This window comes from Gottfriedia endophytica (assembly GCF_017814275.1).
GTDB lineage: Bacteria > Bacillota > Bacilli > Bacillales > Bacillaceae_G > Gottfriedia > Gottfriedia endophytica.
The window spans coordinates 166,475-191,025 of sequence record NZ_JAGIYQ010000005.1; the positions used below are offsets into that span (position 1 = coordinate 166,475).

The 24,551-nt window shown below is 33.7% G+C and carries 25 protein-coding genes and 1 pseudogene; 11 read left to right on the plus strand and 15 right to left on the minus strand.

Features of this window, described 5'->3' with window-relative positions:
* Nucleotides 1-114 precede the first annotated feature (114 nt).
* From J5Y03_RS09265 to J5Y03_RS09275, 3 genes are all read right to left on the minus strand, one after another.
* Nucleotides 115-282, minus strand: coding sequence for a hypothetical protein (locus J5Y03_RS09265; protein ID WP_209404868.1), 168 nt, complete (start codon nucleotides 280-282; stop codon nucleotides 115-117).
* A 145-nt stretch (nucleotides 283-427) separates the two neighbouring features.
* Nucleotides 428-841 carry a hypothetical protein gene (locus J5Y03_RS09270; RefSeq protein ID WP_209404870.1) on the minus strand — a complete coding sequence of 138 codons (414 nt, stop codon included), beginning with the start codon at nucleotides 839-841 and terminating at the stop codon, nucleotides 428-430.
* A gap of 30 nt (nucleotides 842-871) precedes the next feature.
* Nucleotides 872-1,165, minus strand: a complete 294-nt coding sequence (locus tag J5Y03_RS09275; RefSeq protein WP_209404872.1) for a hypothetical protein — start codon at nucleotides 1,163-1,165, stop codon at nucleotides 872-874.
* A gap of 317 nt (nucleotides 1,166-1,482) precedes the next feature.
* Here J5Y03_RS09275 and J5Y03_RS09280 point away from each other — a divergent pair, with 317 nt between their 5' ends.
* Complete coding sequence (locus J5Y03_RS09280; RefSeq protein WP_245208836.1) at nucleotides 1,483-1,791, plus strand: CHY zinc finger protein; 309 nt, start codon at nucleotides 1,483-1,485, stop codon at nucleotides 1,789-1,791.
* A gap of 448 nt (nucleotides 1,792-2,239) precedes the next feature.
* Here J5Y03_RS09280 and J5Y03_RS09285 read toward each other — a convergent pair whose 3' ends face one another.
* The 6 genes from J5Y03_RS09285 to J5Y03_RS09310 all read right to left on the minus strand — a co-directional run bounded on the left by J5Y03_RS09285 (nucleotide 2,240) and on the right by J5Y03_RS09310 (nucleotide 8,076).
* Nucleotides 2,240-2,800 (minus strand): manganese efflux pump MntP, encoded by a 561-nt coding sequence (locus tag J5Y03_RS09285; protein WP_209404874.1) that lies wholly within the window; start codon nucleotides 2,798-2,800, stop codon nucleotides 2,240-2,242.
* Between the two features lie 160 nt (nucleotides 2,801-2,960).
* Nucleotides 2,961-3,389 (minus strand): MATE family efflux transporter, encoded by a 429-nt coding sequence (locus J5Y03_RS09290; protein ID WP_209404876.1) that lies wholly within the window; start codon nucleotides 3,387-3,389, stop codon nucleotides 2,961-2,963.
* Nucleotides 3,390-3,427: 38 nt separating this feature from the next.
* Entirely contained in the window at nucleotides 3,428-3,991 is a 564-nt protein-coding gene (locus J5Y03_RS09295; protein ID WP_209404878.1) for an ATP-binding protein, read from the minus strand.
* 167 nt (nucleotides 3,992-4,158) lie between these two features.
* The gene (locus tag J5Y03_RS09300; RefSeq protein WP_209405313.1) at nucleotides 4,159-4,461 is read right to left on the minus strand and encodes a hypothetical protein; all 303 of its coding nucleotides are present in this window, start codon (nucleotides 4,459-4,461) and stop codon (nucleotides 4,159-4,161) included.
* Between the two features lie 158 nt (nucleotides 4,462-4,619).
* Nucleotides 4,620-6,032, minus strand: a complete 1,413-nt coding sequence (locus tag J5Y03_RS09305) for a M20 family metallopeptidase (protein ID WP_209404880.1) — start codon at nucleotides 6,030-6,032, stop codon at nucleotides 4,620-4,622.
* A 622-nt stretch (nucleotides 6,033-6,654) separates the two neighbouring features.
* Complete coding sequence (locus J5Y03_RS09310) at nucleotides 6,655-8,076, minus strand: SpoVR family protein (protein ID WP_209404883.1); 1,422 nt, start codon at nucleotides 8,074-8,076, stop codon at nucleotides 6,655-6,657.
* 170 nt (nucleotides 8,077-8,246) lie between these two features.
* On the opposite strand from J5Y03_RS09310, the gene J5Y03_RS09315 reads away from it, so the two are divergent.
* The 4 genes and pseudogenes from J5Y03_RS09315 to J5Y03_RS09330 all read left to right on the plus strand — a co-directional run bounded on the left by J5Y03_RS09315 (nucleotide 8,247) and on the right by J5Y03_RS09330 (nucleotide 12,159).
* Nucleotides 8,247-8,627 (plus strand): ArsR/SmtB family transcription factor, encoded by a 381-nt coding sequence (locus J5Y03_RS09315; RefSeq protein ID WP_209404885.1) that lies wholly within the window; start codon nucleotides 8,247-8,249, stop codon nucleotides 8,625-8,627.
* 16 nt (nucleotides 8,628-8,643) lie between these two features.
* Nucleotides 8,644-10,785, plus strand: a pseudogene (locus tag J5Y03_RS09320) (heavy metal translocating P-type ATPase); the annotation flags it as partial.
* Between the two features lie 97 nt (nucleotides 10,786-10,882).
* The gene (locus J5Y03_RS09325) at nucleotides 10,883-11,206 is read left to right on the plus strand and encodes a YnfA family protein (RefSeq protein ID WP_209404890.1); all 324 of its coding nucleotides are present in this window, start codon (nucleotides 10,883-10,885) and stop codon (nucleotides 11,204-11,206) included.
* A gap of 77 nt (nucleotides 11,207-11,283) precedes the next feature.
* Entirely contained in the window at nucleotides 11,284-12,159 is an 876-nt protein-coding gene (locus J5Y03_RS09330) for a cation diffusion facilitator family transporter (RefSeq protein ID WP_209404892.1), read from the plus strand.
* Nucleotides 12,160-12,429: 270 nt separating this feature from the next.
* Here J5Y03_RS09330 and J5Y03_RS09335 read toward each other — a convergent pair whose 3' ends face one another.
* Nucleotides 12,430-13,374, minus strand: a complete 945-nt coding sequence (locus J5Y03_RS09335) for a helix-turn-helix transcriptional regulator (RefSeq protein WP_209404895.1) — start codon at nucleotides 13,372-13,374, stop codon at nucleotides 12,430-12,432.
* Nucleotides 13,375-13,457: 83 nt separating this feature from the next.
* Between J5Y03_RS09335 and J5Y03_RS09340 the strand changes: the two genes are divergently transcribed.
* The gene (locus J5Y03_RS09340; protein WP_209404897.1) at nucleotides 13,458-13,901 is read left to right on the plus strand and encodes a VOC family protein; all 444 of its coding nucleotides are present in this window, start codon (nucleotides 13,458-13,460) and stop codon (nucleotides 13,899-13,901) included.
* A 505-nt stretch (nucleotides 13,902-14,406) separates the two neighbouring features.
* Nucleotides 14,407-14,904 carry a DinB family protein gene (locus J5Y03_RS09345; protein WP_209404899.1) on the plus strand — a complete coding sequence of 166 codons (498 nt, stop codon included), beginning with the start codon at nucleotides 14,407-14,409 and terminating at the stop codon, nucleotides 14,902-14,904.
* Nucleotides 14,905-14,975: 71 nt separating this feature from the next.
* Here J5Y03_RS09345 and J5Y03_RS09350 read toward each other — a convergent pair whose 3' ends face one another.
* Both J5Y03_RS09350 and J5Y03_RS09355 read right to left on the minus strand, forming a co-directional pair.
* Nucleotides 14,976-16,367, minus strand: coding sequence for a sensor histidine kinase (locus J5Y03_RS09350; RefSeq protein ID WP_209404901.1), 1,392 nt, complete (start codon nucleotides 16,365-16,367; stop codon nucleotides 14,976-14,978).
* A gap of 13 nt (nucleotides 16,368-16,380) precedes the next feature.
* The gene (locus J5Y03_RS09355; RefSeq protein WP_209404903.1) at nucleotides 16,381-17,052 is read right to left on the minus strand and encodes a response regulator transcription factor; all 672 of its coding nucleotides are present in this window, start codon (nucleotides 17,050-17,052) and stop codon (nucleotides 16,381-16,383) included.
* Nucleotides 17,053-17,403: 351 nt separating this feature from the next.
* Between J5Y03_RS09355 and J5Y03_RS09360 the strand changes: the two genes are divergently transcribed.
* Nucleotides 17,404-17,658: a YhdB family protein gene (locus tag J5Y03_RS09360; protein WP_209404905.1), complete on the plus strand. Its 255-nt coding sequence runs from the start codon at nucleotides 17,404-17,406 to the stop codon at nucleotides 17,656-17,658.
* A 102-nt stretch (nucleotides 17,659-17,760) separates the two neighbouring features.
* On the plus strand, nucleotides 17,761-17,973 hold the full coding sequence (locus J5Y03_RS09365; RefSeq protein ID WP_209404907.1) for a DUF1540 domain-containing protein: 213 nt from the start codon (nucleotides 17,761-17,763) through the stop codon (nucleotides 17,971-17,973).
* Nucleotides 17,974-18,054: 81 nt separating this feature from the next.
* Here J5Y03_RS09365 and J5Y03_RS09370 read toward each other — a convergent pair whose 3' ends face one another.
* Nucleotides 18,055-18,921 (minus strand): SDR family oxidoreductase, encoded by an 867-nt coding sequence (locus J5Y03_RS09370; RefSeq protein WP_209404909.1) that lies wholly within the window; start codon nucleotides 18,919-18,921, stop codon nucleotides 18,055-18,057.
* A 169-nt stretch (nucleotides 18,922-19,090) separates the two neighbouring features.
* On the opposite strand from J5Y03_RS09370, the gene J5Y03_RS09375 reads away from it, so the two are divergent.
* Nucleotides 19,091-20,389 carry an NCS2 family permease gene (locus J5Y03_RS09375; RefSeq protein ID WP_209404911.1) on the plus strand — a complete coding sequence of 433 codons (1,299 nt, stop codon included), beginning with the start codon at nucleotides 19,091-19,093 and terminating at the stop codon, nucleotides 20,387-20,389.
* 143 nt (nucleotides 20,390-20,532) lie between these two features.
* Nucleotides 20,533-20,922, plus strand: coding sequence for a hypothetical protein (locus J5Y03_RS09380; protein ID WP_209404913.1), 390 nt, complete (start codon nucleotides 20,533-20,535; stop codon nucleotides 20,920-20,922).
* 101 nt (nucleotides 20,923-21,023) lie between these two features.
* Here J5Y03_RS09380 and J5Y03_RS09385 read toward each other — a convergent pair whose 3' ends face one another.
* Together J5Y03_RS09385 and J5Y03_RS09390 are read right to left on the minus strand one after the other, a co-directional pair.
* A complete protein-coding gene (locus J5Y03_RS09385; RefSeq protein ID WP_209404915.1) occupies nucleotides 21,024-21,896 on the minus strand; it encodes a patatin-like phospholipase family protein in 873 nt (290 codons plus the stop codon).
* A 132-nt stretch (nucleotides 21,897-22,028) separates the two neighbouring features.
* Complete coding sequence (locus tag J5Y03_RS09390) at nucleotides 22,029-24,413, minus strand: penicillin acylase family protein (RefSeq protein ID WP_209404917.1); 2,385 nt, start codon at nucleotides 24,411-24,413, stop codon at nucleotides 22,029-22,031.
* Nucleotides 24,414-24,551 lie beyond the last annotated feature (138 nt).

A 24,551-nucleotide genomic window follows, 5' to 3' on the forward strand; every position in this document is an offset into this window, starting at 1 on the left:
TCTCCCAGCCTTGTTTCTCTTAAAAGGTCTTAGTTAGGTACTCTTCAATTTAATCAAACCAATTAAATAAGATTCTATGATATGTTCTTTATATAAAAATCATAAATACTTTTATCAATATTGAAACCATTTCGGTGCTGAACCATACAGTTGTTCAATATCATTTACTAAACTATTCTCTAAATATCTAATCACTACACTAAAGTTTTCAACTACTTTCTCAAGGGTATCAAGATCTGATATTGGAAAAAAGTCACCACGAGAATTTTTAGTACACGGCAATTCAATTATCCTATGTTCCCAACCAGGTCCTTGAATAGTAATGTTACAACGCAAATTATAAAATGTAGAGCCAGAATCAAGTTCGATTATTATTCTATTATTTTTCTCAGTTAACTTTCCAAAAACAATAATACCTGAGCTTCCTTCAACCGTAAGGAAACATAACTTTGTTTGAAATTGCCACCATGTTTTTTATATAATTATTCTCTATTATCTTTCTTCCTTTTTTATTCAGTTCTTCTAGAATACTTTGTTCCTCTAAACTAAAAGAAAATTGAAGAGAATTCTTCTTAATTTTACCAAGGCTACTCAAAGATTTCTTTACTTGTTCAGATAGTGATTTCACCCCTGCCCCCTCCACAACAGGAATTAAACTTGAAACTTCCGCCCTTAAAAATCTAGCTCTTTTAGGCATCCACCAATCATTAATCAACATTATGGAATCACTATCTAATGAAAATTCATTATAAGTATTATCTGCCCAACCAATTTCACCAAATAAGAACAAGGCTTTATGACAAGGATAAGACCTTGGTATTCCTTCAGCTATTTTGTTCAATACATCAAAGCTTACATTTTCAAATACGTTTCACATAGTATAATCACCATAATTTAACGGTAAATTAGAAAGTGCTTTATACTTTAACTTTTCATCTCCAATTTGCTCTTCTATTTCTATTTCAAACTTCGATAATTCAGGAAATTTCTTAACTATGCGTTGAACAGCAGATACCCGCCCTTCCGTTCTATAATCTGAGAAATAAAAATAATTAGGTGCATCCTGTTTTCTATATTCAGTTAATATTTTTTCTATTCTCTCAAAGATAACTTTCATAGTGTCTTTTTTTTCCAAAGTATAATCAAACCTGTGAAACAGTCTCAACGAAAATCACTCCTTATCATTATTGGTTTATATGCAGAGTTTCTAGTAACTGTATTCTTTTAAAATCATAATAATCCTTTATGATGTATTTAGACTTTTCAATATTGATCTGCATTCACTTAGTTTTATTCTACATTTTCTGTTCCCACACAAAAAACCACATATCTCTAGGTGGCTTCAAGAATTGTTTAATTTTAAACTACTAAATTTATCAGATGTTATATGTTAACTTTTTTTAAAAATTTAGTTGATATATAATTTAAAGATTCACTATTATGATAGTTATTAGTACATATTGAATATTAGGAGAGTAAATAATGAAAGTAATAGGTTCGATCGATAACCATACACGCTGTAAACATTACCATACAGATATTGATATTATTACCATCAAATTTAAATGTTGTGATTCCTATTATGGATGTTATTTTTGCCATGAGGAAGAAGCTGACCATCAACCAATAGTCTGGAGTAAAGAGGAATGGGGAACAAAAGCAATTCTTTGCGGTAACTGTCATAAGGAATTAACAATTCGAGAATATCAAGATTGCAACTACAAATGCCCAAATTGCCAGTCACACTTTAATCCTAGGTGTAAAAATCACTATCACTTGTATTTTGAGTGAGTATGAGCTATTGAAGCTAAAATACAGCCTTCCAAAAGTTGATTTCTTTCCCATCTATAGGGCTTGACCTTCTCAACATACTTAATATCAAGCTTCATCGACACATAATAATGCTTCAAATAAAGCTCTCCATTTTTTAAATAACCTCTGCCTTTAACAATAATATACGAAAATTCTCCATTTTCCCTGCTAACAATCAACTGATCAAGTAAAAAACCGGCAACGTCATTTCGATCACGTTACCGGTTTTTAAGATTAGGTTATTACTAGTGAATCTAATCTTAGATTTTAGTGCTATTATTCATTACTTCATTCCCGCATCGTTAAGAACATAATCTAATGGCTCAAATATTCTTCCCATCATAACTAAACAGCTTTTGTTTCAATCTGTGTCTGAATACCAACGCACGTGTTAGTTGAAAATACAATATTTCACAATCTCCCTAATTTAACCGTGTAGCAAAGGAATGATCCCATCAATTAATATCCATAAGCCTAATAATCCAAGGACAATACCCGCCAATTTCTCAGCCCATTCGCCGAGAAATGGTTTTAATTTCGAACCAAAAGTAAGACCTAAAAATGTAAAAATAAAAGCCTGTAACGCAATTAAACTAATTGTTAATACGATAGGAACACCGATAAGACCAATAGAAAAGCCAACAGCCATTTCATCTAAACTAATGCCCAGTGCCGTAAGTATTAATGTCCATCCGACAAGATTTCTTTCCAGTTTTTCTTCCTGATCGTCTTCATCTTCAAAGAAAATGAGCCATACAGCGACAGATAATAATGCAAGCCCACCAATTAAAGAAGCCCAACTCCCAATAAGATGACCAGCACCTTTTCCAATGAATAAACCAATTAAGGGCATTAATGCTTCTGCTGTGGCAAATGTTAGAGCAATCTTTACTTTCCCTTTAGTCTTAATAAACCCAAGTGATATGGATAACATTAATGTATCTATACCGAGTGATAGAATTAGTGCGATCATTTTTAATAAAATCAAATCTTCTCCCCCCAATTACTTATTAAATGTTTAATCCTTTATCTAATAATTGAAATGACTCCATTAAGAAATCTTTCTTTTACTAAACCATTATGAAAAGAGCTACTCCAACAACTCACTATTTGATACAATCACCTGTTAGTTCAAGTAGATATTTTCATTAAAGATTCCCCAAATCTCTAATAACTTTTTTCTTTTTTCGATACCATGCAAATAACCCTGCACGGAAAGCGTTATCAGCAGCAATTGAAATCCATACAGCAGGTAAACCAAACCCAAGCTTCCATGCAAATAGATAAACTCCAAAAGTTCGGATAACCCATATACCAATCATCGTGACTATCATCGAAAATTTACTATTTCCGCCTGCTTGTACTACGGAAGTATCGATTGTAACAGAAGCTAAGAACGGCTGGGAGATCGTATCAATAAATAAAATTATCATTAATAAGTGAAGTACCTTTTCATCATGTGTAAACAAGATACCTATCCATGGACTAGTGAATGCTAATATACCCGTTATTGAAGTCATAGCTATTGCTGATAGAATATAACTCCATCTACGATATTCTTTAAACCACCCATCCACAGGCGGCTTAAATATACTTCCTATGAATATTCTTTACCTTAATGACTTTCAGCAATGTGAACAATTTTTTGAACAACTGAATTAACCTCTTCACTATCTTTTATTACAAATAAATGGTCCGCTTCACCTTCTATTGGGTTAACTACATCTTCCTTAAATGATTCACCCTGTTGCCTAACAAGCACTTCCTCAAAATTTGATGCACTTCTAAATATTTTCGTACTTCTTTGACTTTGTGCAACTCGTTCTTGAAGAACATCATCAGGAATATCAAAATGAACCAATATACGGACAAACTGATCAGTATTAAACAACTCTTCAAGCAAATACAATCGTCCTTTTCGACTTCTATTTGAGTTACAAATAATAAAGTGAAAATCAGTGTTTTCTTTGGCATAATCGACAATTAGCTTTGAGAGAGAATGTTTAAGTGTATTAGGTCCTTGTTTTGGTTGTAAGATCTTATAATAAGTACTAATAAATTCAGCGTGGTTATCTTGGTCCATAACAAAAGAGTTATTTAACTGTTTTTCTAAAGCATTTGCAAATGTAGTTTTTCCAGAATGGGTTTTACCTACTGTAATAATTACTAACCTTTTCATACTTCAACTCCTTCTAGAAAAAGTTCTAGAAATAACCAAAATATCCTTTTATTTGCGTTCTTGTTAAACTAATCTGCATTTTTTCCAATAAAAAAGAGCCACAAAGTGACTCGAAATCTTCAACTAATGCAGGTTAGTTGCATTTGATATTTGATGTATAATTGTGTTTAATGATTTTTTTCTTCCCAAGTTTTCATTAAACTTTTGTGTAATTCTGTTGGCTTTTCAATTAATAACCAATCGATAGAATGAGCAGTTGTTGGCATCCATTTCTTACGACGGATTCTAATCTTTTCATGATTTGTATAATGAGGATAAATCACAGTAGACTTCATACCTTTTACATTCGAATATTTAATACTTTCAATTTCATTCCAATAAACTTTATTCCCATTTCGAGCAAAAAAGAAAGAGCTTGTTTTGAAAAAAAATTGTTCAAAACAAGCTCTTAATTTATTTAATTGAATCATTCTTTTATAAAAAAGTCTGATTATTTATGTACTCCTTTTTTCATTAAAGCACCCTTTAATGAAAAAACTGTAGCAATATGCCTCATTCTTAAAATCACTTTATCCTTCTCAACTAACACATCCGTTACGTTACTTCAATAAAATTTTGGACAGATGTCTTAATAAACACGTGCTATATATTTCTTTACTTCTGCTGGAAGTGGAGAAACATACTCCTCACCGTCACGACGTTCAACTAGCTCTGCTTTTGCTTTCTCAATAATATCTGGACAATTAATCGCTTCTATCGCTGTAGCTGCCATCACTTTCCCTGCATGAAGCATTCCTTTATGAGCAATAGAAGTTGTTCCAGTTGCAACGATCTGCCAAGTATGAAGTGGTGTTCCAAGTGGTTCACATGCAGTCATACATTGCGCTGTCGGTACTACCCAGCTTACATCCCCAACATCTGTAGAACCTGGCAGAACTTCATTTGCAGGAGAAAATGGCTCGATAAGGTCTGATAGCACTTTCCCTGCCAATTCTTTATTTATTTTTACTTCTAAGTTTTTATCAGCATCCGAGAGTGTTTCACGAATATTTTTTGCAAATTGTAATTCATCTTCATTATGCATTGGTACACCCAATGAAATGAAGTTATCATGTATAATTTTTTCTAGCGTTGTATTCGGTATTACATTAGAAAGACCTGATGCGAAGTCAATTTCTACTTCAGTTCCTGTCATTAATGCGGCCCCTCTTGCAATGTCACAAACACGCTGGTAAATTTCTTCTGTTTGTGACACACGAGGTGCTCTTATAAAATATAACGTTTCTGCATTTGCTTGTACCACATTTGGTGAAAAGCCACCTGAATTCGTCACTGCATAGTGAACCCTTGCCTCTGGAATAATATGTTCACGTAAATAGTTCACTCCAACATTCATGAGTTCAACAGCATCCAATGCACTTCTTCCTAAATGAGGAGTAGCAGCTGCATGTGAACTTTTCCCTGTAAATTTAAAGTATACTTCGTAACATGCAAGTGAAGCCATAGACATTACACCATTACGTGTTCCCGGATGCCATGTTAATGCCAGATCCACATCATCAAACAATCCTTCCCTTACCATAAACGTCTTTCCACCGCCAATTTCTTCTCCAGGGCAACCATAATAACGAACTGTTCCTTCTATATTGTTTTCCTCCATGTAGTAACGAAGCGCAATTGCTGCTGCAAGCGAACCTGTTCCGAGTAAATTATGCCCGCAACCATGACCATTTCCACCCATTTCCACTGGATTATAATGCGATTCTCCACCTGATTGACTTAACCCTGAAAGAGCGTCAAACTCTCCTAAAAACGCTATAATAGGGTTTCCGCTTCCAAAACTACCTATAAACGCAGTATCAATGTTTCCAACACCTTCTTGAACGATAAATCCTTCATCCTCTAATGTTTTACATAACAATTGTGCAGATTTATCCTCTTGAAACCCAAGTTCTGCATAACCCCAAATTTTATCACTCACTTGAATAAGCTTTTGACGCTTTGCTTCTATTATTTCTGATAGTCGATCGCGAAAATCCATATCTCTCACCTCTGTATAATTTGTAATAATATTCACAGTATCTTTGATAAAGCGTAATAAATGAATGTAGCTTACGCATCCTTAGATGAAGCTCTTTCAAAAATACCATTATTATTTTTCTCAATTTTTAACATTAAAGAACAAACACTCGTTATAACTAATGCTACCTCATTTGTACTTTTTCCATGGGTGTCTCCCTTAATAAGCATCTTTTAAAGAACATTCATGTACCCTATAAAAGATTTGCTCTCCTTTAATTTGATTTTAGGTCTATTTTAGGTTATGTCATTAATCATAGCACATATTTTGCATTTTAATAATTTATTATGAATAAATATTCATTTTCTTTTTCAAGGTTCTAATACTCAATTTCTTTTAAACTATATAAGGGAAGGAGCGAAGAACATTGAGTATATTAATTACTAGGTTTACTTGGACCAAGTGATTCCATTGAAGTATTACAAGAATATTTGAAGAAATACAACGACATAACTTGTATTCCAATAGAGTGCTTAACCGAAGAGGAATTAGATAAACGTGTTTTTACCGCATAAAAATGATATAACAATGCGGACCATGGTATATGACCTCAACACAAAAAAACCACCTATCCCTAGGTGGCTCAAATATACTTCCGATGAATATTCTTCCCATCATAAGTAAACAAAACAGCTTTACTCTCAATCTGCGTCTCAAGATGTACCCCTCTACCCCACAGCTGATGGATATACGGCATAACCTTCTCCACATACTTAACATCAAGCTCCATTGTTTCATAGGAATGCTTCAAATATAGCTCTCCGTTTTTCAAATAATCTCCGTCCTGTACGACAATGTATGGAAATCCTCCGTTAACTCGACTAACAATCAACTGATCACGAACTGCTTCCCAACCTTTATCAATGACCTTATATTCCTTACCTTGGCGTTGGAAAAGATACATATCTTCTCGCATCACAAGCTCTTTTGTCAGGTAGTTTCGTAGGAATGAGCTATCAGACTCTAACTCTCGTACTTCAAACATTTTTTCTCTTCCCGAACCTGGTTTGACACCGATTTTCTTCATATCTTCAGTCGGATTGTTGTAGCGTTCTTCGATGTCTTCAAAAATACGGACTCCAAGGTAGTATGGGTTGATGCTTGTTTTGGATGGTTGGACGACTCCTGCGTTTAGTTTGGCGTATTCGATTGCTTCGCTTGAGCTTAAATTTAGTTCTCGCATGATGCGCATATGCCAGTAACTTGCCCAGCCTTCGTTCATAATTTTCGTTTCAAGTTGTGGCCAGAAATATAGCATTTCTTCGCGAAGCATGGTCAGTATGTCTCGTTGCCATTCTTCTAATTCTCTTGAATATTCTTCGATAAATAATAAAATATCTTTTTCTGGTTGTGGTGGGAATTGTCTTTTTTTGATTGGGATTACATTGTTTTCTTTAGTAGATTGTTTATTTTGGTCAATGTTCCAGAGATCATCATATGGGGATGTTGGTTTTCGTGTCTTAGAACGTGTTTCGTTTTCAATGTCATATGCTAATTTTGGACGTACTAACGATGGATCGATGTGTTCTTGTATCGAGAGTACTGCGTCTAAAAATGTTTCTACTTCTTGTTTTCCGTAAATATGTTCATATTCTTTTATTCGTTCAGCTGTTGCTGCCATACTTTCAACCATATCTCGCTTTGTGTTTGAGAATCTTACGTTATTTTTAAAGAAATCACAGTGTGCAAGTACATGAGCCACAATTAACTTATTTTGTACGAGTGAATTTGTATCAAGTAAAAATGCATAGCAAGGGTTTGAGTTAATCACTAGTTCGTAAATTTTACTCAGGCCTAAATCATAATGAATTTTCATTTTATAAAATTGCTTTCCAAAGCTCCAATGTGAGAAACGTGTAGGCATGCCGTAAGCTCCAAATGTATAAATGATATCGGCTGGACAAATTTCATACCTCATTGGGTAGTAATCTAATCCAAACCCCTTAGCAATCTCCGTAATTTCTTCAATTGCATATTCCAGTTCTATATGTTCACTAGCTCTCATAAATCTCCCTCCCCTATCCTCTAGTATATTAGTTTATGAAAAGGTTGTTAAAATAATGAAGAGAGAAATATATCAATTTCTTTTGACACATATGAATGATTGTGCATATAATAATAGCAACAAATATATGAATACTTGTTCATACGTTCTTATAAGAAAGGATGCAGACGATGATTAAAGATAAAAAACAACTAAATGAAGTGTGTGATGAACAATGCACACAAACTGTTATACATGAACATGTCATAAAGCACGTGAAACAGCAAATGCCTGATGAAGAAGTACTTGCTAGTGTAGCTGATCTTTTTAAAATTTTAGGTGATAAAACGAGAACACGAATCCTTCAAGCATTAGTTCAATCTGAAATGTGCGTATGTGATCTAGCTTATTTACTTGGAATGACACAGTCTTCTATTTCTCACCAGCTACGTGTCTTAAAACAAGCAAAATTGGTCAAAAATCGTAAAGATGGAAAAGTTGTTTATTACTCGATTGCAGATGATCATGTCATGCAGATCTTTAACCAAGCATTTGAGCATGTAATTGAATAATGGTTTGAATGGGGGAAGAGTTATGGGAGCTCAATCACAAAGCCAAGTAAAACGTGAATTTTTACTTGAAGGATTAGATTGCTCAAATTGCGCAATGAAAATAGAAAACAGAGTAAAACGAGTAGATGGTATTTCTACATGTTCTGTAAATTTCGCGACAAAAACAATGACGCTTACAACTGATTCTAAAAACGAAGAATCAGTTATAGAAAATGCTAGTCAAACAGTGAAAAAACTTGAACCGAAAATTCACATCATTGATAAAAATAAACCAAACGATCATGTCCATTCTCACGATCATCAACAAAATGAAACGAAGAAAATTGTTCTTCAATTAGGAACAAGTGGACTATTACTTCTTCTTTCTATATTTGGTTCTTTTGGTGAAAGTATTTCGATTGGATTATTTATTATTGCCTACTTGATTGCTGGTTATGAAGTCGTGATGAAAGCGATTCGAAACATTTTTAGAGGTCAAGTTTTTGATGAAAACTTTCTTATGGCTCTTGCGACAGTTGGCGCATTTCTAATTGGTCAATATCCAGAAGCTGTTTCAGTTATGCTGTTTTATCAATTAGGAGAGCTTTTCCAAAGTATTGCAGTTAATAAATCTCGTAAATCCATCACTGATTTAATGGACATTCGACCTGAATTTGCCAATGTAAAAGTTGATGGTCAAGTGAAACAAGTACAACCTGAAGAAGTATCCATTGGAGAGATTATTCTTGTTAAACCTGGTGAAAAGGTTCCATTGGATGGCATATTAATAGCAGGGAATTCCTCTCTTGATACATCAGCACTTACTGGAGAATCTATACCACGTGAAGTAAATGTAGGCGATGAAATCTTAAGTGGAATGATTAACAAGCAAGGTGTTATTGAGGTAAAAGTAACAAAACGATACAATGAATCAACTGTTTCAAAAATTATTGAATTAGTTCAAAATGCAAGTAATCGGAAAGCAAATACAGAAAACTTTATTACAAAGTTCGCTCGTATTTATACGCCAATTGTCGTAATCAGTGCACTTCTTGTGGCTGTTATCCCTCCATTACTTCTATCTGGAGCAACTTTTCATGAGTGGATCTATCGTGCACTTATTTTTCTAGTTATTTCTTGCCCTTGTGCACTTGTTGTATCGATTCCACTTGGCTTCTTTGGGGGAATTGGCGCAGCATCACGTAATGGTATTCTTGTAAAAGGAAGTAATTTTTTAGAAGCTTTAAATGATCTTCAAACAATTGTATTTGATAAAACAGGGACATTAACAAAAGGTGAATTTAATGTCGTTTCGATTCATCCTTCTTCCAGCTATTCAGAAGAAGAGTTACTAAAAACCGCTGCTTACGCTGAGAAACTATCAAATCATCCAATTGCTCAATCGATTGTAAAACAATTTGATGACAACATTGATGACAACATTCTACATGAGTATGAAGAAATTGTGGGGCATGGCATATCAGTGAAACTCAATACTGAACATGTATTAGCTGGTAATGAAAAGTTGATGAATAAATTCAAAATCCCATTCATCCAAACAACTGAAGTTGGAACAGTTGTCCACATTGCAAAGGAAAATGACTATTTAGGGTATCTTGTCATTGCAGATGAGCTAAAGGTTGATTCTCAAAAAGCAATTAAGTCATTAAAACAATTAGGCATACAGAAAACAGTTATGTTAACTGGGGATGCTAATAAAGTGGCAACCTCAATTGCCAATAAACTTCAATTAGATGAGACTTATGCTGAATTGCTACCACATCAAAAGGTAGAAAAATTTGAAGAGATTGAGAAGATGAATAGCAATCACGCTAAAATTGCGTTTGTTGGTGATGGCATGAATGATGCACCTGTACTTGCTAGAGCAGATGTCGGAATTGCGATGGGCGGTTTAGGTTCAGATGCAGCCATTGAAGCTGCTGATATTGTTATTATGACAGATGAACCTTCAAAAATTGCGGATGCCATTAAGATTGCAAAAAGTACTAGACGAATTGTCTGGCAAAATATCTGTTTTGCACTTCTTGTTAAAGGTTTCTTCTTATTATTAGGTTTATTTGGTATTGCTACTATGTGGGAAGCTGTCATTTCAGACGTTGGTGTAACTGTATTAGCAGTACTTAATGCAATGCGTATTCTACGTGTTAAAATAGTATAAGGAGTATCCACTCATGAAAATGGGTGGATTTTTCATGTATCTTAAACTGTGCTTTTGAATTAACTATAATAATTGAACAAACAATAGGAGATTTTGTATGAAAGCAGTATTCTTGTTTATTTTGGCTGGACTTGCAGAAATTGGCGGAGGCTACTTAATTTGGTTATGGTTAAGAGAATCTCTGTCTGTTTGGTACGGAATTTTTGGAGGTATAATTTTAGTTGTGTATGGCATTATCCCTACCTTCCAGCAGTTTCCTAGTTTTGGAAGAGTTTATGCTGCATATGGTGGAGTCTTTATTGTTTTATCCATCTTATGGGGCTGGTGGATAGACGGAAAAACTCCTGATTTATATGATTGGATCGGTGCATTTATTTGTCTGATAGGGGTTACAATCATAATTTGGGCACCTAGACAGTAAATTTTAAACGAATCTAACGTGTTTTTTTCCTAAAAAATGTCAAGGCTAATGACTGAATTGATTATGGAGGTTAAGAAATGAAAGCATCAAAAACTGCTGCATTATCAGTTTTCAGTAATTCATTTATTGTGATATTAAAATTAGTCATTGGCATCGTAACTGGATCAGTTGCTATCATTTCAGAAGCAATCCATTCTTCATTGGACCTCATGGCTTCCATGATTGCTTTCTTTTCTGTTCAAATTGCAAATCGACCTGCAGATGAAAAGCACGCATATGGACATGGAAAAGTCGAAAACATTTCAGGAACTATTGAAACGATTTTGATATTTGTTGCTGGAATTTGGATTATTTATGAATGCATTCAAAAAATTCTTCATCCTGAACCAATTCAGTTGCCATTTTTAGGAATTATCATTATGTTAATTGGTGCTTCATTAAATTTCATAGTCTCAAGAAGAGTAAAAAGAATAGCAGAAGAAACAAAATCTGTAGCAATGCAATCAAACGCATTCCATTTACTCACAGATGTTTTCACCTCTTTAGGCGTTGCAATCAGTTTAGCCCTAGTTACAGTTACAGGTTGGACAATACTTGATCCTATTATAGGGATTGCCCTGGCAATTTATATTATGAAAGAAGCACTTGAGATGTGGAAGGTTTCTTTTTCCCCTCTTTTAGATGAACGTCTGTCAGAAGAGGAAGAAGATAAAATTCGAAAAATCATTGAATCTTATCGTGATCAATATATTGAGTACCATGATTTTCGAACTCGCCGATCAGGAGCAGAAGAACACGTTGATTTTCATTTAATTGTTCCTTCAAATATAAGCATTGGGATTGCTCATAGACTATGCGATAAAATTGAAGCAGACATAAAAAAAGTTCTTTATAAGCCTCAAATTTTAATTCACATTGAGCCAGAAGATGAACAGAAAGGTGATGTCACTTAAGACGTCACCTTTTCTATTTTCTCTGTTTTATTTTGATGTTGTTTTTAAAAGACTGTTTTCTTAAACTTTGTTTTATCTAAGAGGGTGATAAGTTGATTTCCACTCCAGGACGCTCGCTTTCCGTGGGGCGGGCGTTGAGCCTCCTCGTCGCTATCCCTCCTGCGGGGTCTCACCTATCTCGCTGTTCCCACAGGAGTCTCGCACCTTCCGTTCCAATCAACTTCTTTATCAACAGTTTCTTTAAACAAAAGCTTTTTAATATCAACACTTTTAGTTCATTTTATTTAAATGCGTAATAATTTTATGCAATTTGTTTTGAATTGAAGCTTTTAACGTGATCGGACTGATCGAAACAATAGACTTCCCATAACGTAAAAAATATTCTGAGATAAAATCTACTTCGTCCAAATTGTAATAACCCGATACTATATAATTATCATCTGTTTTTTGAATTGACATTGATGGGTAATGTTCCTTATCAAATAAATCCTTTCCTCTATCTGTTACAACTACAGAGAACTGAATAGCAATATCTTGTTTGTGATAATTCTCTAAAAGGGATAATAAATACTCTAATTTCATTGAATTCTTATCTTCAACCACTTCTAATGATACGATTTTATCACAACGTAGATTTTGGACTTTTTGTTTATCAACATTGTAAATTTTAGAATACCATTGCCCGAATTTAGAGTTAATCTTAATAAACTGACCTATTATTTGTATTTTTTCTTTATTTTTCAAATAGGTTACTTGATAAATTTTTTCGTCAATAATACCTTGAATCAGATCTTTTAAATAAGGATTAAAATTACTGTGATTAGTCATTTCCAGGTTTATTAATTCCTTCATCTTCTCAATATTGTCTTTAACTTGACTTGGTAATACTTGTTTAAACTTATCCTCTAATTTACTTATTTCATATTCAAATGGTTTTGCTTTATATCCTTTTAAAGTCAGCATAGCAAAATAAATTGCATACATTTCATCAACAGTAAAGATAATTGGAGATAATATACGATTATCTAATACCAAATACTTCCCATTTCTACCTTGTTCAGCGTAAATTGGCATTCCCAATAATTCTAATGATTGAACGTCTCTAATCGCTGTACTTCTAGATATGTTATACTTTTCCATCAAGTCCTTTAGGTTAAAAGTCTTTTTACCATTTATAAACTGCAACATGTCATTTAATCTTTCAGACTTATTCATAAAAAAACTCCTTAAAGGGTGTCATGATTTGATACCTTTTAAGTGTATTCTAAAAGTGAAAAAAATAATAGGAGGTCTTTACAATGACATTAGAGATTGCCGTTTTTTTATCTATGAATGGAAAAGCAAGTGAGGCAATTAGTTTTTATAAGAAACATTTAAATGCTAAGGAGTTATTACTTGTGACATATTCAGATTTGACAAAACGTGATAGTTCATTTGTATTAACTGAAGAAAATAAAGATTATATTACTCATTCGGTACTTCAAATTGGAAAAACGAAACTTATGATTGCTGAAAATACAATGAAACCTAGTGAGATTTACAATGTAGGTAATAATTTCTCGCTTTGTATTCAAAGTGCAAACTTAGAAGAAATACAAAGCTTTTATACTAATTTAACAAGTGATGAAAGGGTTCAAATTATTGTCCCTCTTTCTAAGAATATTTTTAGCGAAGCTTATGGTATTGTTCAAGATCCCTTTGGTATTCAAATTCAACTTATGTATGACCGTCGTTTAAAATAATGAGTGTTTTAAGAAAGTTATTAAACTTACTATAATAAATGAACGTAATCTTAGTATTAATGGCTTTTGTGAAAGAATTTTTGATTGAAGGTATGGATTATGCAAAAATGATTTATTTTGGTTCGATTGTTGTTTTTGAGGTTATAAATTTTAAAGATAGAAGTTGATTACAATGGAAGGTGCGGGACTCCTGTGGGAATAGCGGGAAGGCTGAGACCCCGCAGGAGCGTATGAGACGAGGAGGCTCAGCTCACACCCCACGGAAAGGGAGCATCCTGGAATTGTAATCAACTAACGCATTCTTCCCCCCGTTCTATCTAACGATGGTATACATAATTGAATAACTTTATTTTCATTATGATTTAGAATAAAGTTCACCCCAATGTAAAGTATTGCGAATAAAATGAAACAATCAATTATAAGATAAATTGTATTTCTGTTTTTGTTAGAGGAATTTCTATTGTTTTAGAGAATTGGTTATACATAATACTTAAGGAGGGTTAATATGTTCCAAACAATTGAAGGCTTTTTAAAGATGTGGGAGCACGAATCAAAATTAACACAGAAAGTATTTGCTCAACTAACTGATGAATCACTAAAACAAGAAGTCGTTGCTGAAAATTGGACGTTAGGAAGTCTTGCATGGCATATAACTACTGCAATTACAGGACTTTGTCCAATGGCAAACTTAAACTTTGAGGCAACAGCAGCAAACGCTCCCGTGCCTTCATCAGCTCAATTTATTGCGGAGAGCTATCGTAAAACATGTGATGCTTTCGTAGAGGCACTTCAAACGCAGTGGACTGATAGTGAATTAAACACTGAAGTGGACTTTTTCGGTTTTAACATTTCAAAAGGTCAATTCCTAACGTTTTTAATCCAACATCAAACTCACCATCGTGGCCAAATGACTGTACTTATGAGGCAAGCAGGCTTAAAAGTTCCAGGAGTTTACGGTCCATCAAAAGAAGAAATGGCTGAATTTCAAGCTTCAAAAAACTAGTAATGAAAAAGAGTGTAGAAACTTTTATAGTTTTTACACTCTTCTTAATGATTCCTCTATTGGTTCTCCGATTAAAGTGGAAGATCAATTTCAACAGTTGTACCTTTTCCATACACACTATGAATGGTTAGATTTCCATCGTATTTCTCGACCAATTCTTTTGCAATGGATAAGCCTAAACCATTACCACCTTTTTCTCTGCTTCTTGCTTTATCAACTCGATAAAAACGATCAAAAATATGTGGTAAGTCTTCTTCTTGAATACCAATTCCATTGTCACGAATTTTGATTTTCAGGTAGGAATCTATTTTTAATACAGACAACTGAATTTTTTTATTTTCAGCGCTATATTTTATTGCATTATCCAGAATGATAATTAATATTTGAATAAAATGCTCTTTTGAAATTAAAACTTTATATTCTTTTTGTTCTAGGTCATCAAGTGTAATTGCGACATCGTTATAAAGAAGACGATAGTTCGTTATGACTTCTTTTAATGCCTCCACTATATTTGTTTGCTTAATGACTGCGGTCTCTTCATTCGATTTCTCCATTTTTGACAACTGTAGTAATTCTTTTGTTAAAACAATCATACGATTTGTTTCATTTAAACAAGCATCAATTGAATTTTCTAGTACTTGTTTGTCATCCTTACCCCATCTTTTTATAAGTGATAAGTGACCATGAATAATTGAAAGAGGTGTTTTTAATTCATGAGATGCATCTTCAACAAATCGTTGCTGTATTCGAATCGATAATTCCAATTCATCCATCATGTTATTGAAAATTTCACCGAGCTCGGAAAATTCATCTTTTGTGTTATAGATTGTAACACGTTCTTGCAATTCATTATTCTTAATTTTTGTCATCGTTTGATTCATATCTTTTAACGGAAAAAGCATTTTTTTCGATAAATAAATACCACTTAATCCACTTAAAATCAATGAAAAAATCGTTCCAAAAAGTAATACTAATGATACTTGTTCTTCCAAATGTGAAAAAAGTTCCATATTCATACTAAACTGAAGCATGAAATTCTTATTTCCTAATTGAACTGGCGTATTTAATACAAGGATTTCATCATCATGTATTACTGTTTTATAAAATCCCTCTTTATAGGAATTAAAATGCAATTCATTTTGCAAATCTTTTGAAATGGTAAAGATGGCAGTCCCATTTTCATCAACTATTTTTATCTTTTCATTAGGCTGAATGATACTTTTATAATATTGTTCTGCGTCTGCAAATGCTTTTTTCTCATTTGAATGCTTTTCATATGACTGTTCAATATACGTAGTCATCATTTGAGCCTTTTTTCCTAATGTATCTTGTTGTTGATTAAACGTAACTGTCTTTATTAATACTAATTGTATAATATTGCATGTAATAAAAATAAGAAACATAAACAATGCCGATAAGATGGTCATTTTCCATCGAATTGTAAGGTTGTTAAACCACTTCATTATTAGCACACCTTTACTTTCTTAACACATATCCAGCTCCTCTGACCGTGTTAATATATAAATTGTTCTCTTTATCATCTAATTTTGTACGTAAATAACTAATATACACATCGACTACATTTGTCTCAACTGATGTATCATAACCCCAAACTGCTTCTAACAACATCTCTCTCGTTAAAACTCGATTCACATTTTTCATAAATAAAAATAACATATCAAATTCTTTTTTCGTTAAATCAATAATCTCGTCACCTTTTTTTACAATTCGTGCAGCTGGGTCAAGTGACAAATCTTTATATACTAAATAATTATTTTTTTCGATTTTATTAATTCGTCTAAAAATCGCACGCATATGGGCTAGAAGCTCTTCAATCACAAATGGCTTAGAAATATAATCATCTGCCCCACTATCTAAGCCCGATATTCGATCAAAAACGGTATCTCGTGCAGTAATCATTATAATAGGCGTGTCTTTATTCATCCTTACTCTTCTGCATATTTCTGTTCCACTAAGACTTGGTAACATTAAATCAAGTAAGATTAAGTCAAAATCTTCCCCTAAAGCTTTATTTAAGCCATCTCTACCATCATTTTCAACAGTTACTTGATAGCCTTCGTATTCTAACTCTAATTGAATAAATTTTGCTAGCTCTTTTTCATCTTCTATAACAAGGATTTTATTCATATTTTCTCCTCCCGATCACTCTACTCATACAGGAATATCTAATAGTTGCTTTGTATACTTGATTTCACTCTATTTATTTTTACATACTTATTCAATCTATACAACCAATCATACTTGCTCGATTTAAACACTATCTTAACCAATATTTAAAGAATTCTTTTCTTTATGTTAATTTTTTTTAATCGATATTTTCAATAAATTTATCGGCGAGATAGCAATCAATGTGAATTTAAACTGGAATAATGCGTCAAATATTTGATTTCCCTACTTTTTAGATACTGTTAATTTCTCTCAAGGCTAATTCGATTTATTTCACATACAATAAAAGTACCCCCTAAAAGGAGGTACAGCATGCAATATCAATCTGATTACGATTTAGCGCTATATTATACGTATTGTTGTCAGTGGGATAAACTCCTTACTTTAATGGTGAATACTAAGGATGAAGTATTTTCAAAACGAATTGAACATTTTTTACACGCTTTTAAATATGAAAGAAATATATCAGTTATCGATGAGAAATTAAAATCCATGTTTCAACATATAGACCATGCAACAAAAAATGAAATGATTTCAGAAGATGAATATGTTACTTCAGAAATCTAAATAATGTGCGATTCCTATTTAGGGATCGCATTTTATATGACATTTTGTCCCATGAATGATTCTACAAACAATGTGAAAACTATCGTTAAAGGAGTGGATACAATGCCAGAAATACGTTGTAGTGTATCAAATTGTACACACTGGGGACATGGTAACTTTTGCCAAGCAAGTTCAATTATCGTTCAATCAGATGCTCATGAATATTCTAATGATTATAATCAGTCATTTGAAAATGCTGTTTTAGATGGTGAACTAACAAGTACTGCTGGTAATAGTGGAGAAACTTGTTGTCATACTTTCGAACCAAAATACTAGGACATAGGAAGATATTAGGAAGAACACAGGTCTTAGGAAGTTCTAAACAATTGAAGGGCACTTTTTTTAGTGCCCTTTTTCTTATCCATTTACGATTTCTCCACCATTAACATGAATCACTTGGCCTGATACATAGGAAGATTCTTCACTTGCTAAATACAAATAGGCAGGTGCAACTTCAACAGGCTGTCCAGCACGCTTCATTGCAGTTGTTGTTCCAAAAGTTGCGACCTGCAATGCATCAAAGCTAGATGGGATAAGCGGTGTCCAGATTGGTCCTGGAGCTACTGCATTCACACGAATTCCCTTTGTACTTAAATTTAGTGATAATGATCGAGTAAAAGAAACGATTGCCCCTTTTGTTGAGGCATAGTCAATTAATTGTTCATTTCCTTTGTATGCGGTAATCGATGCAGTATTAATAATGGCATCCCCAGCTTTCATATGTGATAAACAGGCCTTTGATAAGTAAAACATCGGAAAAATATTTGTCGCAAACGTTTTATGTAATTGTTCGGCAGTAATATCTTCAATTCCTTTTTGCGGATATTGGACGGCAGCATTATTAATCAAAATGTTAACACCATTAAAAGTGGACATTGTTTGCTGTACAATTTGCTGACAAAAGTCTTCATTTGATAGATCTCCTTTAATACAAAGACATTTCCCACCATATGATTCAACATTCTTTTTCGTTTCTAGTGCATCTTTATCTTCATTAAAATAAACAATGACAACGTTTGCTCCCTCTTTTGCAAAAAGAATGGCTACTGCTTTTCCAATTCCACTATCTCCACCAGTAATAATGGCAGTCTTACCTATAAGTTTATTCGCACCAATATAACTTGGATTATCTGTTACTGGAATTGGATTCATTTCATGTTCTATTCCTGGTTGATTTGCTTGATGTTGAGCTGGAAAAGACGTTGGATAGTTAGTTTGGCTCATCATAATCCTCCTAATAATAAAGTACATCCATAGGATACCCATTCCAGCAGTTGGGAAACACTATGGTAAAAAACAAAAAAGAATGATTAAAACACTTGTCTTTTCACTTAAAAACGAATATTATTAATAACTGTTGGTAAAATTATTCGTAATTACAAGGAGATTTAGTATGTTTGGATTAAACAAAGCAAACACATCAATTAAAACTGAAGTTACAGCAGGGTTAACAACGTTTCTTACAATGGCTTATATTATTATTGTAAACCCGATTATTTTATCTTCAGCTGGTGTACCTTTCCAACAAGCATTTACAGCAACAATTATTGCGACAATAGTTGGAACACTTTGTATGGCATTTTTAGGAAATTATCCGATTGCTATCGCACCAGGAATGGGATTGAATGCGTATTTCGCGTATTCTGTTGTCTCAAAAACACATGGAATTACTTATCAGTTAGGTTTCGCAGCAGTATTCGTTACGGGTATTATTTTCTTGCTTTTATCATTAACATCTTTCCGTACGAAACTAATTGAAGCAATACCTGACACGTTAAAATATGCGATTTCATCTGGGATTGGCTTATTTATCGCATTTCTAGGTTTACGCCTATCACATATCATCGTTGCAAATAAAGACAATTTAGTAGGTTTAGGAAATCTTCATTCACAAGATGTTATCTTAACATTAGTTGGTTTAGGAATTACAATAGTGCTCTTTGCTTTAAATGTAAATGGCGCACTGTTTATCGGAATGGCAGTTACGGCAATTATCGCCTATTTTACTGGTCAACTACACTTTAATGGTGTTATTTCAGCTCCATCACTACCAGATAAAATGATCATTTCTAATCCAATTACTGCTTTTTCAGATGTAATCAGTCATAACTTATACTCCGTTGTATTTTCATTTTTACTTGTAACAATTTTCGATACAACAGGTACATTTTTAGGAGTAGCCTCTCAGATTGGATTATTAAAAAATAAACAAGAATCTCGTATGGGGAAAGCAATGATTTCAGATTCCCTAGCTACTACAATCGGTTCAATGTTTGGTACATCACCAACTACTGCATACGTCGAATCAACAGCTGGTGTTGCAGCAGGTGGACGTACTGGTTTAACAGCTCTAACAGTTGTCGTTTTATTTGCATTCGCAGCTTTCTTTAGCCCATTAGTAAATGCTATTTCCGGGGTTGAAGCGATAACTAGTCCATCATTAATTATCGTCGGAAGTTTAATGATTGGTAACGTAAGACACATTGAGTGGGAGCAATTCGAGGAAGCATTCCCTGCTTTTATGGTTCTTATTACAATGCCACTTACATCAAGTATTTCGACTGGTATTGCACTTGGATTTATTTCTTATCCATTGCTTAAAATTGTTAAAGGAAAAGCAAAACAAGTAAAACCAATTATTTATGTATTTGCTATTCTTTTCTTAATTAATTTGATCTTTTTTACACATTAAAATAATAAATAGTTTAATCTTAACGTTTCGCAAAATTTATTGCGGAACGTTTTTTTATTTTGGTAGGACAGACAGTAGCCTGTACCTTATCCCTATTAGACGAATATAAGTAATATGTAGGTAATTCAAGGAGGTGTTCCTGAATGTGTAATTGTAATCGTAGTTCTCGTAATGAATGGTCAAATGTTCGTAGCTCTTCTTCACGTAATCGTCGAAGAGAATTTAAAAATTTTGACAACGACTTTGATGAAGATGATCGTCGTTTCGATCGTGACTGTGACTTTGATTGTGACTTTGATTGTGATTTTGATCGTGATCGTTGCCACCGCAATCGTTTTGAAGACTGTGACTTTGATGATTGCCGATGTCATAGATGTTGTTGTCGTAGGCGGAGAAGATGTTGTTGTAGATTTAGAAGACGTCACTGCTTTGGTTGTATGAAGCCATTTCTTGATTTTGATTTCACGTTTGCACAACATAATCAACGAGAAGATAATAATAAAAAATCTGAAAATAAAGATAATGATGATTAAACATTAAATAAAAATAGACTCAGTTAACCATTATTGTTGATATTCATGCAAGTCCGCCATTTTGCGGATAAATAAAACAGAGTCAAAACAAAAAATCGACTTCAGCAAGTCGATTTTTCTATTTGAAGAAATTCTTGTAGAGCTTCTATTTGTTTTTTTGCGTCTTCATAGCCTTGTTCATACAAATTAACCAAACGATCACGATTTCGTTCAATTCGACCAACAACTAGCTTTTGCATAGGACGGATAACAAACACATTTCCTTTTTTCTCTTGTTCTTCAATATATGCAATTTGTTCATTATACATACTATGGCGATTGGCTACTGCTTTTGCCAAATTTGGATACTCTTTAAATTGACGATTCAATAGCCAAGAAGATTTTGATTTCTTTTTTACATATCCTGCATTTCTAGTCAGCACAACAACATTTTTATGATTTCCATCCATTTCAGATTTCTTCAATGGAATTGGGTCTGCAATGCCACCATCCAATAATTGATAAGTATCGAATTCAACGATTGGTGCCATTAAAGGAAGTGAGCTTGATGCACGGACTACCTTTAGTAAATCATCTTTTTCACGAATATCATTTTTATCAAAATACACTGGTTGTCCTGAAATGACGTCTGTCGCTCCAATCATAAACCGTTGTTTACTCTCAAAAAACGATTCAAAATCAAATGGATCCAATTCATTCGGAATGATATCAAATAATAAATCCATTCCAAACAATTGTTTTTTTCGGACTAAATTTTTAAATGAAATATAATCAGGGTGCGATAAGTATTCTGTATTTACTCTCTTATTTCTTCCAATTTGATTCGAAATATACGAAGTACCATTACATGCACCCGCAGATACTCCAATTACATATGGAAAGAAGAGATTATTTTCCATAAAAAAATCTAAGACACCAGCTGTATAAACGCCTCTCATACCGCCGCCTTCTAGAACTAATCCTATATTATTCATCTTATCGCCTCCTTTTTCTATTAACTATTTTAGTACATCAAAAAAATAAACTCTAGTAATTGAACTTTAGACTAAGTTAAAAAAAGGCAGACACGAAAAGCCAATGTCTAGCCTCATCTATTCATCTTTTATTTACTTCTTGTTAGGGACTAAAATTTCCTCTATGCCACTAACATTATTTCTTGTCGTATGATATGTTCCATAAGCCCAATCTTCCATTTGATCACTATACCATTTACTGCCTAAATTTCCTGCCTGACCCGGACCAACAATATTCTCTGACTTCGTTAAATCAGTAAAATCAACTACTGTTCTCCAAGAAGCGCCGTGATCCACAATCCCATTTTCGTCATATCCTGCAGCTTTAACAGTTGTAGTACTGCCACCTACTGGTATCGGAGATTTTGCATTAAAGAAATAACTCAATACTTTGATACTTGAAAGTGGATGTTTGAATGCAATTTTATGATGGTCTCCCCATTTCCATGATGCTACATTTTGCCCATCAGTTTTCTCGATGTTTTTCATTGTTTTATGGTATGCATCAAATAGAAACCGATCAATTCCACCTTTTTCATTTATCCAAATCACTTTTTTACCTGCTATTGCATCGCGAAGTAACTGGTCAACAATTACTGTTCGATCCTTAAACAACTCTAACATTTTTTCAGAAATTTGCTTTGAAAAAAGCTTCGTATTCATTTCGCTCATCCAAACTTGAAAAATAAGTGGAGCTGAGGCATCTTTATCATCAACATAATCCCATTTCTCAAGTTCCTTTAATCCTTGCTTTTCTTCTTTATCTAATTGTTTTTCATTTTTCTTTAATGACGCAATAAATCCTGGAACAAGCTCTTTTGCTTGTAAATTTTTTTCATCCATCTGAAGTTCTTTCATATCGTTAACGGTTAGTTGATTGCTTTGATTTAACACTTCACGAATACGCATTTGCCTGTAAGGTAGTGCCCATGAGTTAGAAATATGATAAGGATAAGAATTATCTACTACCTTATTATTCGCTGTTGAAATAAACCCTTCTTTTGGATTCACTAAAGTTGGTAGTTTTTCAAAAGGAATATAACTCTTCCAAGCATATTCACTAGTCCAACCTGGAACAGGTACTAGTCCGTTTCCTTTTTTCCGAATAGGTATCTTTCCATTTGCCCGGTACGCAATTGTTCCATCCTCTGATGCAAATACAAAGTTCTGTGCAGGAGCTTCAAATAAACTTAATCCTTTTTTAAAAGAATCCCAATCAGTTGCACTGTTTAATAATAAGATGGCTTCGAGCTCCCTAGTAGGCTGAAGAGCTGTCCACTCTAATGAGAAAGCAGTGGATTTCCCTGTATCTCCAGCAAATTCAGAGATGATTGGTCCATGCCTAGTAATGGTAACTGGCAACACTTTATCCTTTTGACCTTTCACTTTGATGCGTTCATTGATTACATGTGCATTTTCCCATTTCCCATCATATAAAAATTCATTCTTGTCAGCAGGATTGCGTTTTTCAATGTATAAATCCTGCACATCTGGACCAACATTCGTTACTCCCCACGCAATGTGCTCATTATGACCAAGAATGATTCCTGGGACGCCAGCAAAAATTACTCCAGACACATTCATATCATTCGCTCTTAAATGCGTTTCGTACCAAATGGCAGGTGTTGCTAAACCTAAATGTGGATCATTTGCCAATAACGGTTTACCCGACTTAGTTTTTTTACCGCTAACAACCCAGTTGTTGCTTCCATTCCATTCAGGTGGTGTAACAACGTCAGCAAAGCTTTTTTCTACATCAATTTTCGCAATTCCACTCGGGATAATATACGGGTCCAAATCATTATCTTTTGGAAATAATTCCAAAGCCTTCTCTTTCGGAAACTTATTCATTACATAATATCGAAACGCCTGTTCCTCCCAATGTCCTCCTAAATCAAATGCCATATACTTACCGATCGATAAAGAATCAATTGGAGTCCATTTCGTAGGCTGATATCGTAAAATTTTAAACTCAAGAGGCAGCTTTCCATTTTTAATAGCCTGATTACGAAATGCATTTACTCCATCTGCATACCATTCGAGAACATTTTTAGCTTTTTGAGAGTACCCGCTATATGATGCTTCAGCTGCACGACGTAATCCTAATGTACGAAAGTATGCATCGCGATCAACTGTCGCTTTACCAATTACCTCACTTAATTGACCCGAAGCTTGTCTTCTACTTAAATCCATTTGAAACAAGCGATCTTGTGCAGTTACAAATCCTTGAGCCATGTACAAGTCATGTAAATTCTTCGCCGTAATATGGGGCACACCTTTTGTATCACGAACTACTGTAACTTCTTCACTTAATCCTGGTAACACTAGTTTTCCTTCAATCGTAGGTAATGATTTATTTGCTACATAAAAACCAGTTATCGACAAAATTAGTACAATACTAACTAAAACAGATAGTGTGATTTTTAACCACCTAGGAAATCCTCTTCTTTTCGGTTGAAGCTCAATGTTTGTATTCATTTATTCCCTCCTTAACATGATTCTCATATTTGCTATCACTACTTAGCTGACTTTTTACGTATATAACTGGTTTATATTTTATTTTTATGCTCAAAATATATTCGAATTTTCTTAGTTGTAGTCCAAAATAATTGGAAT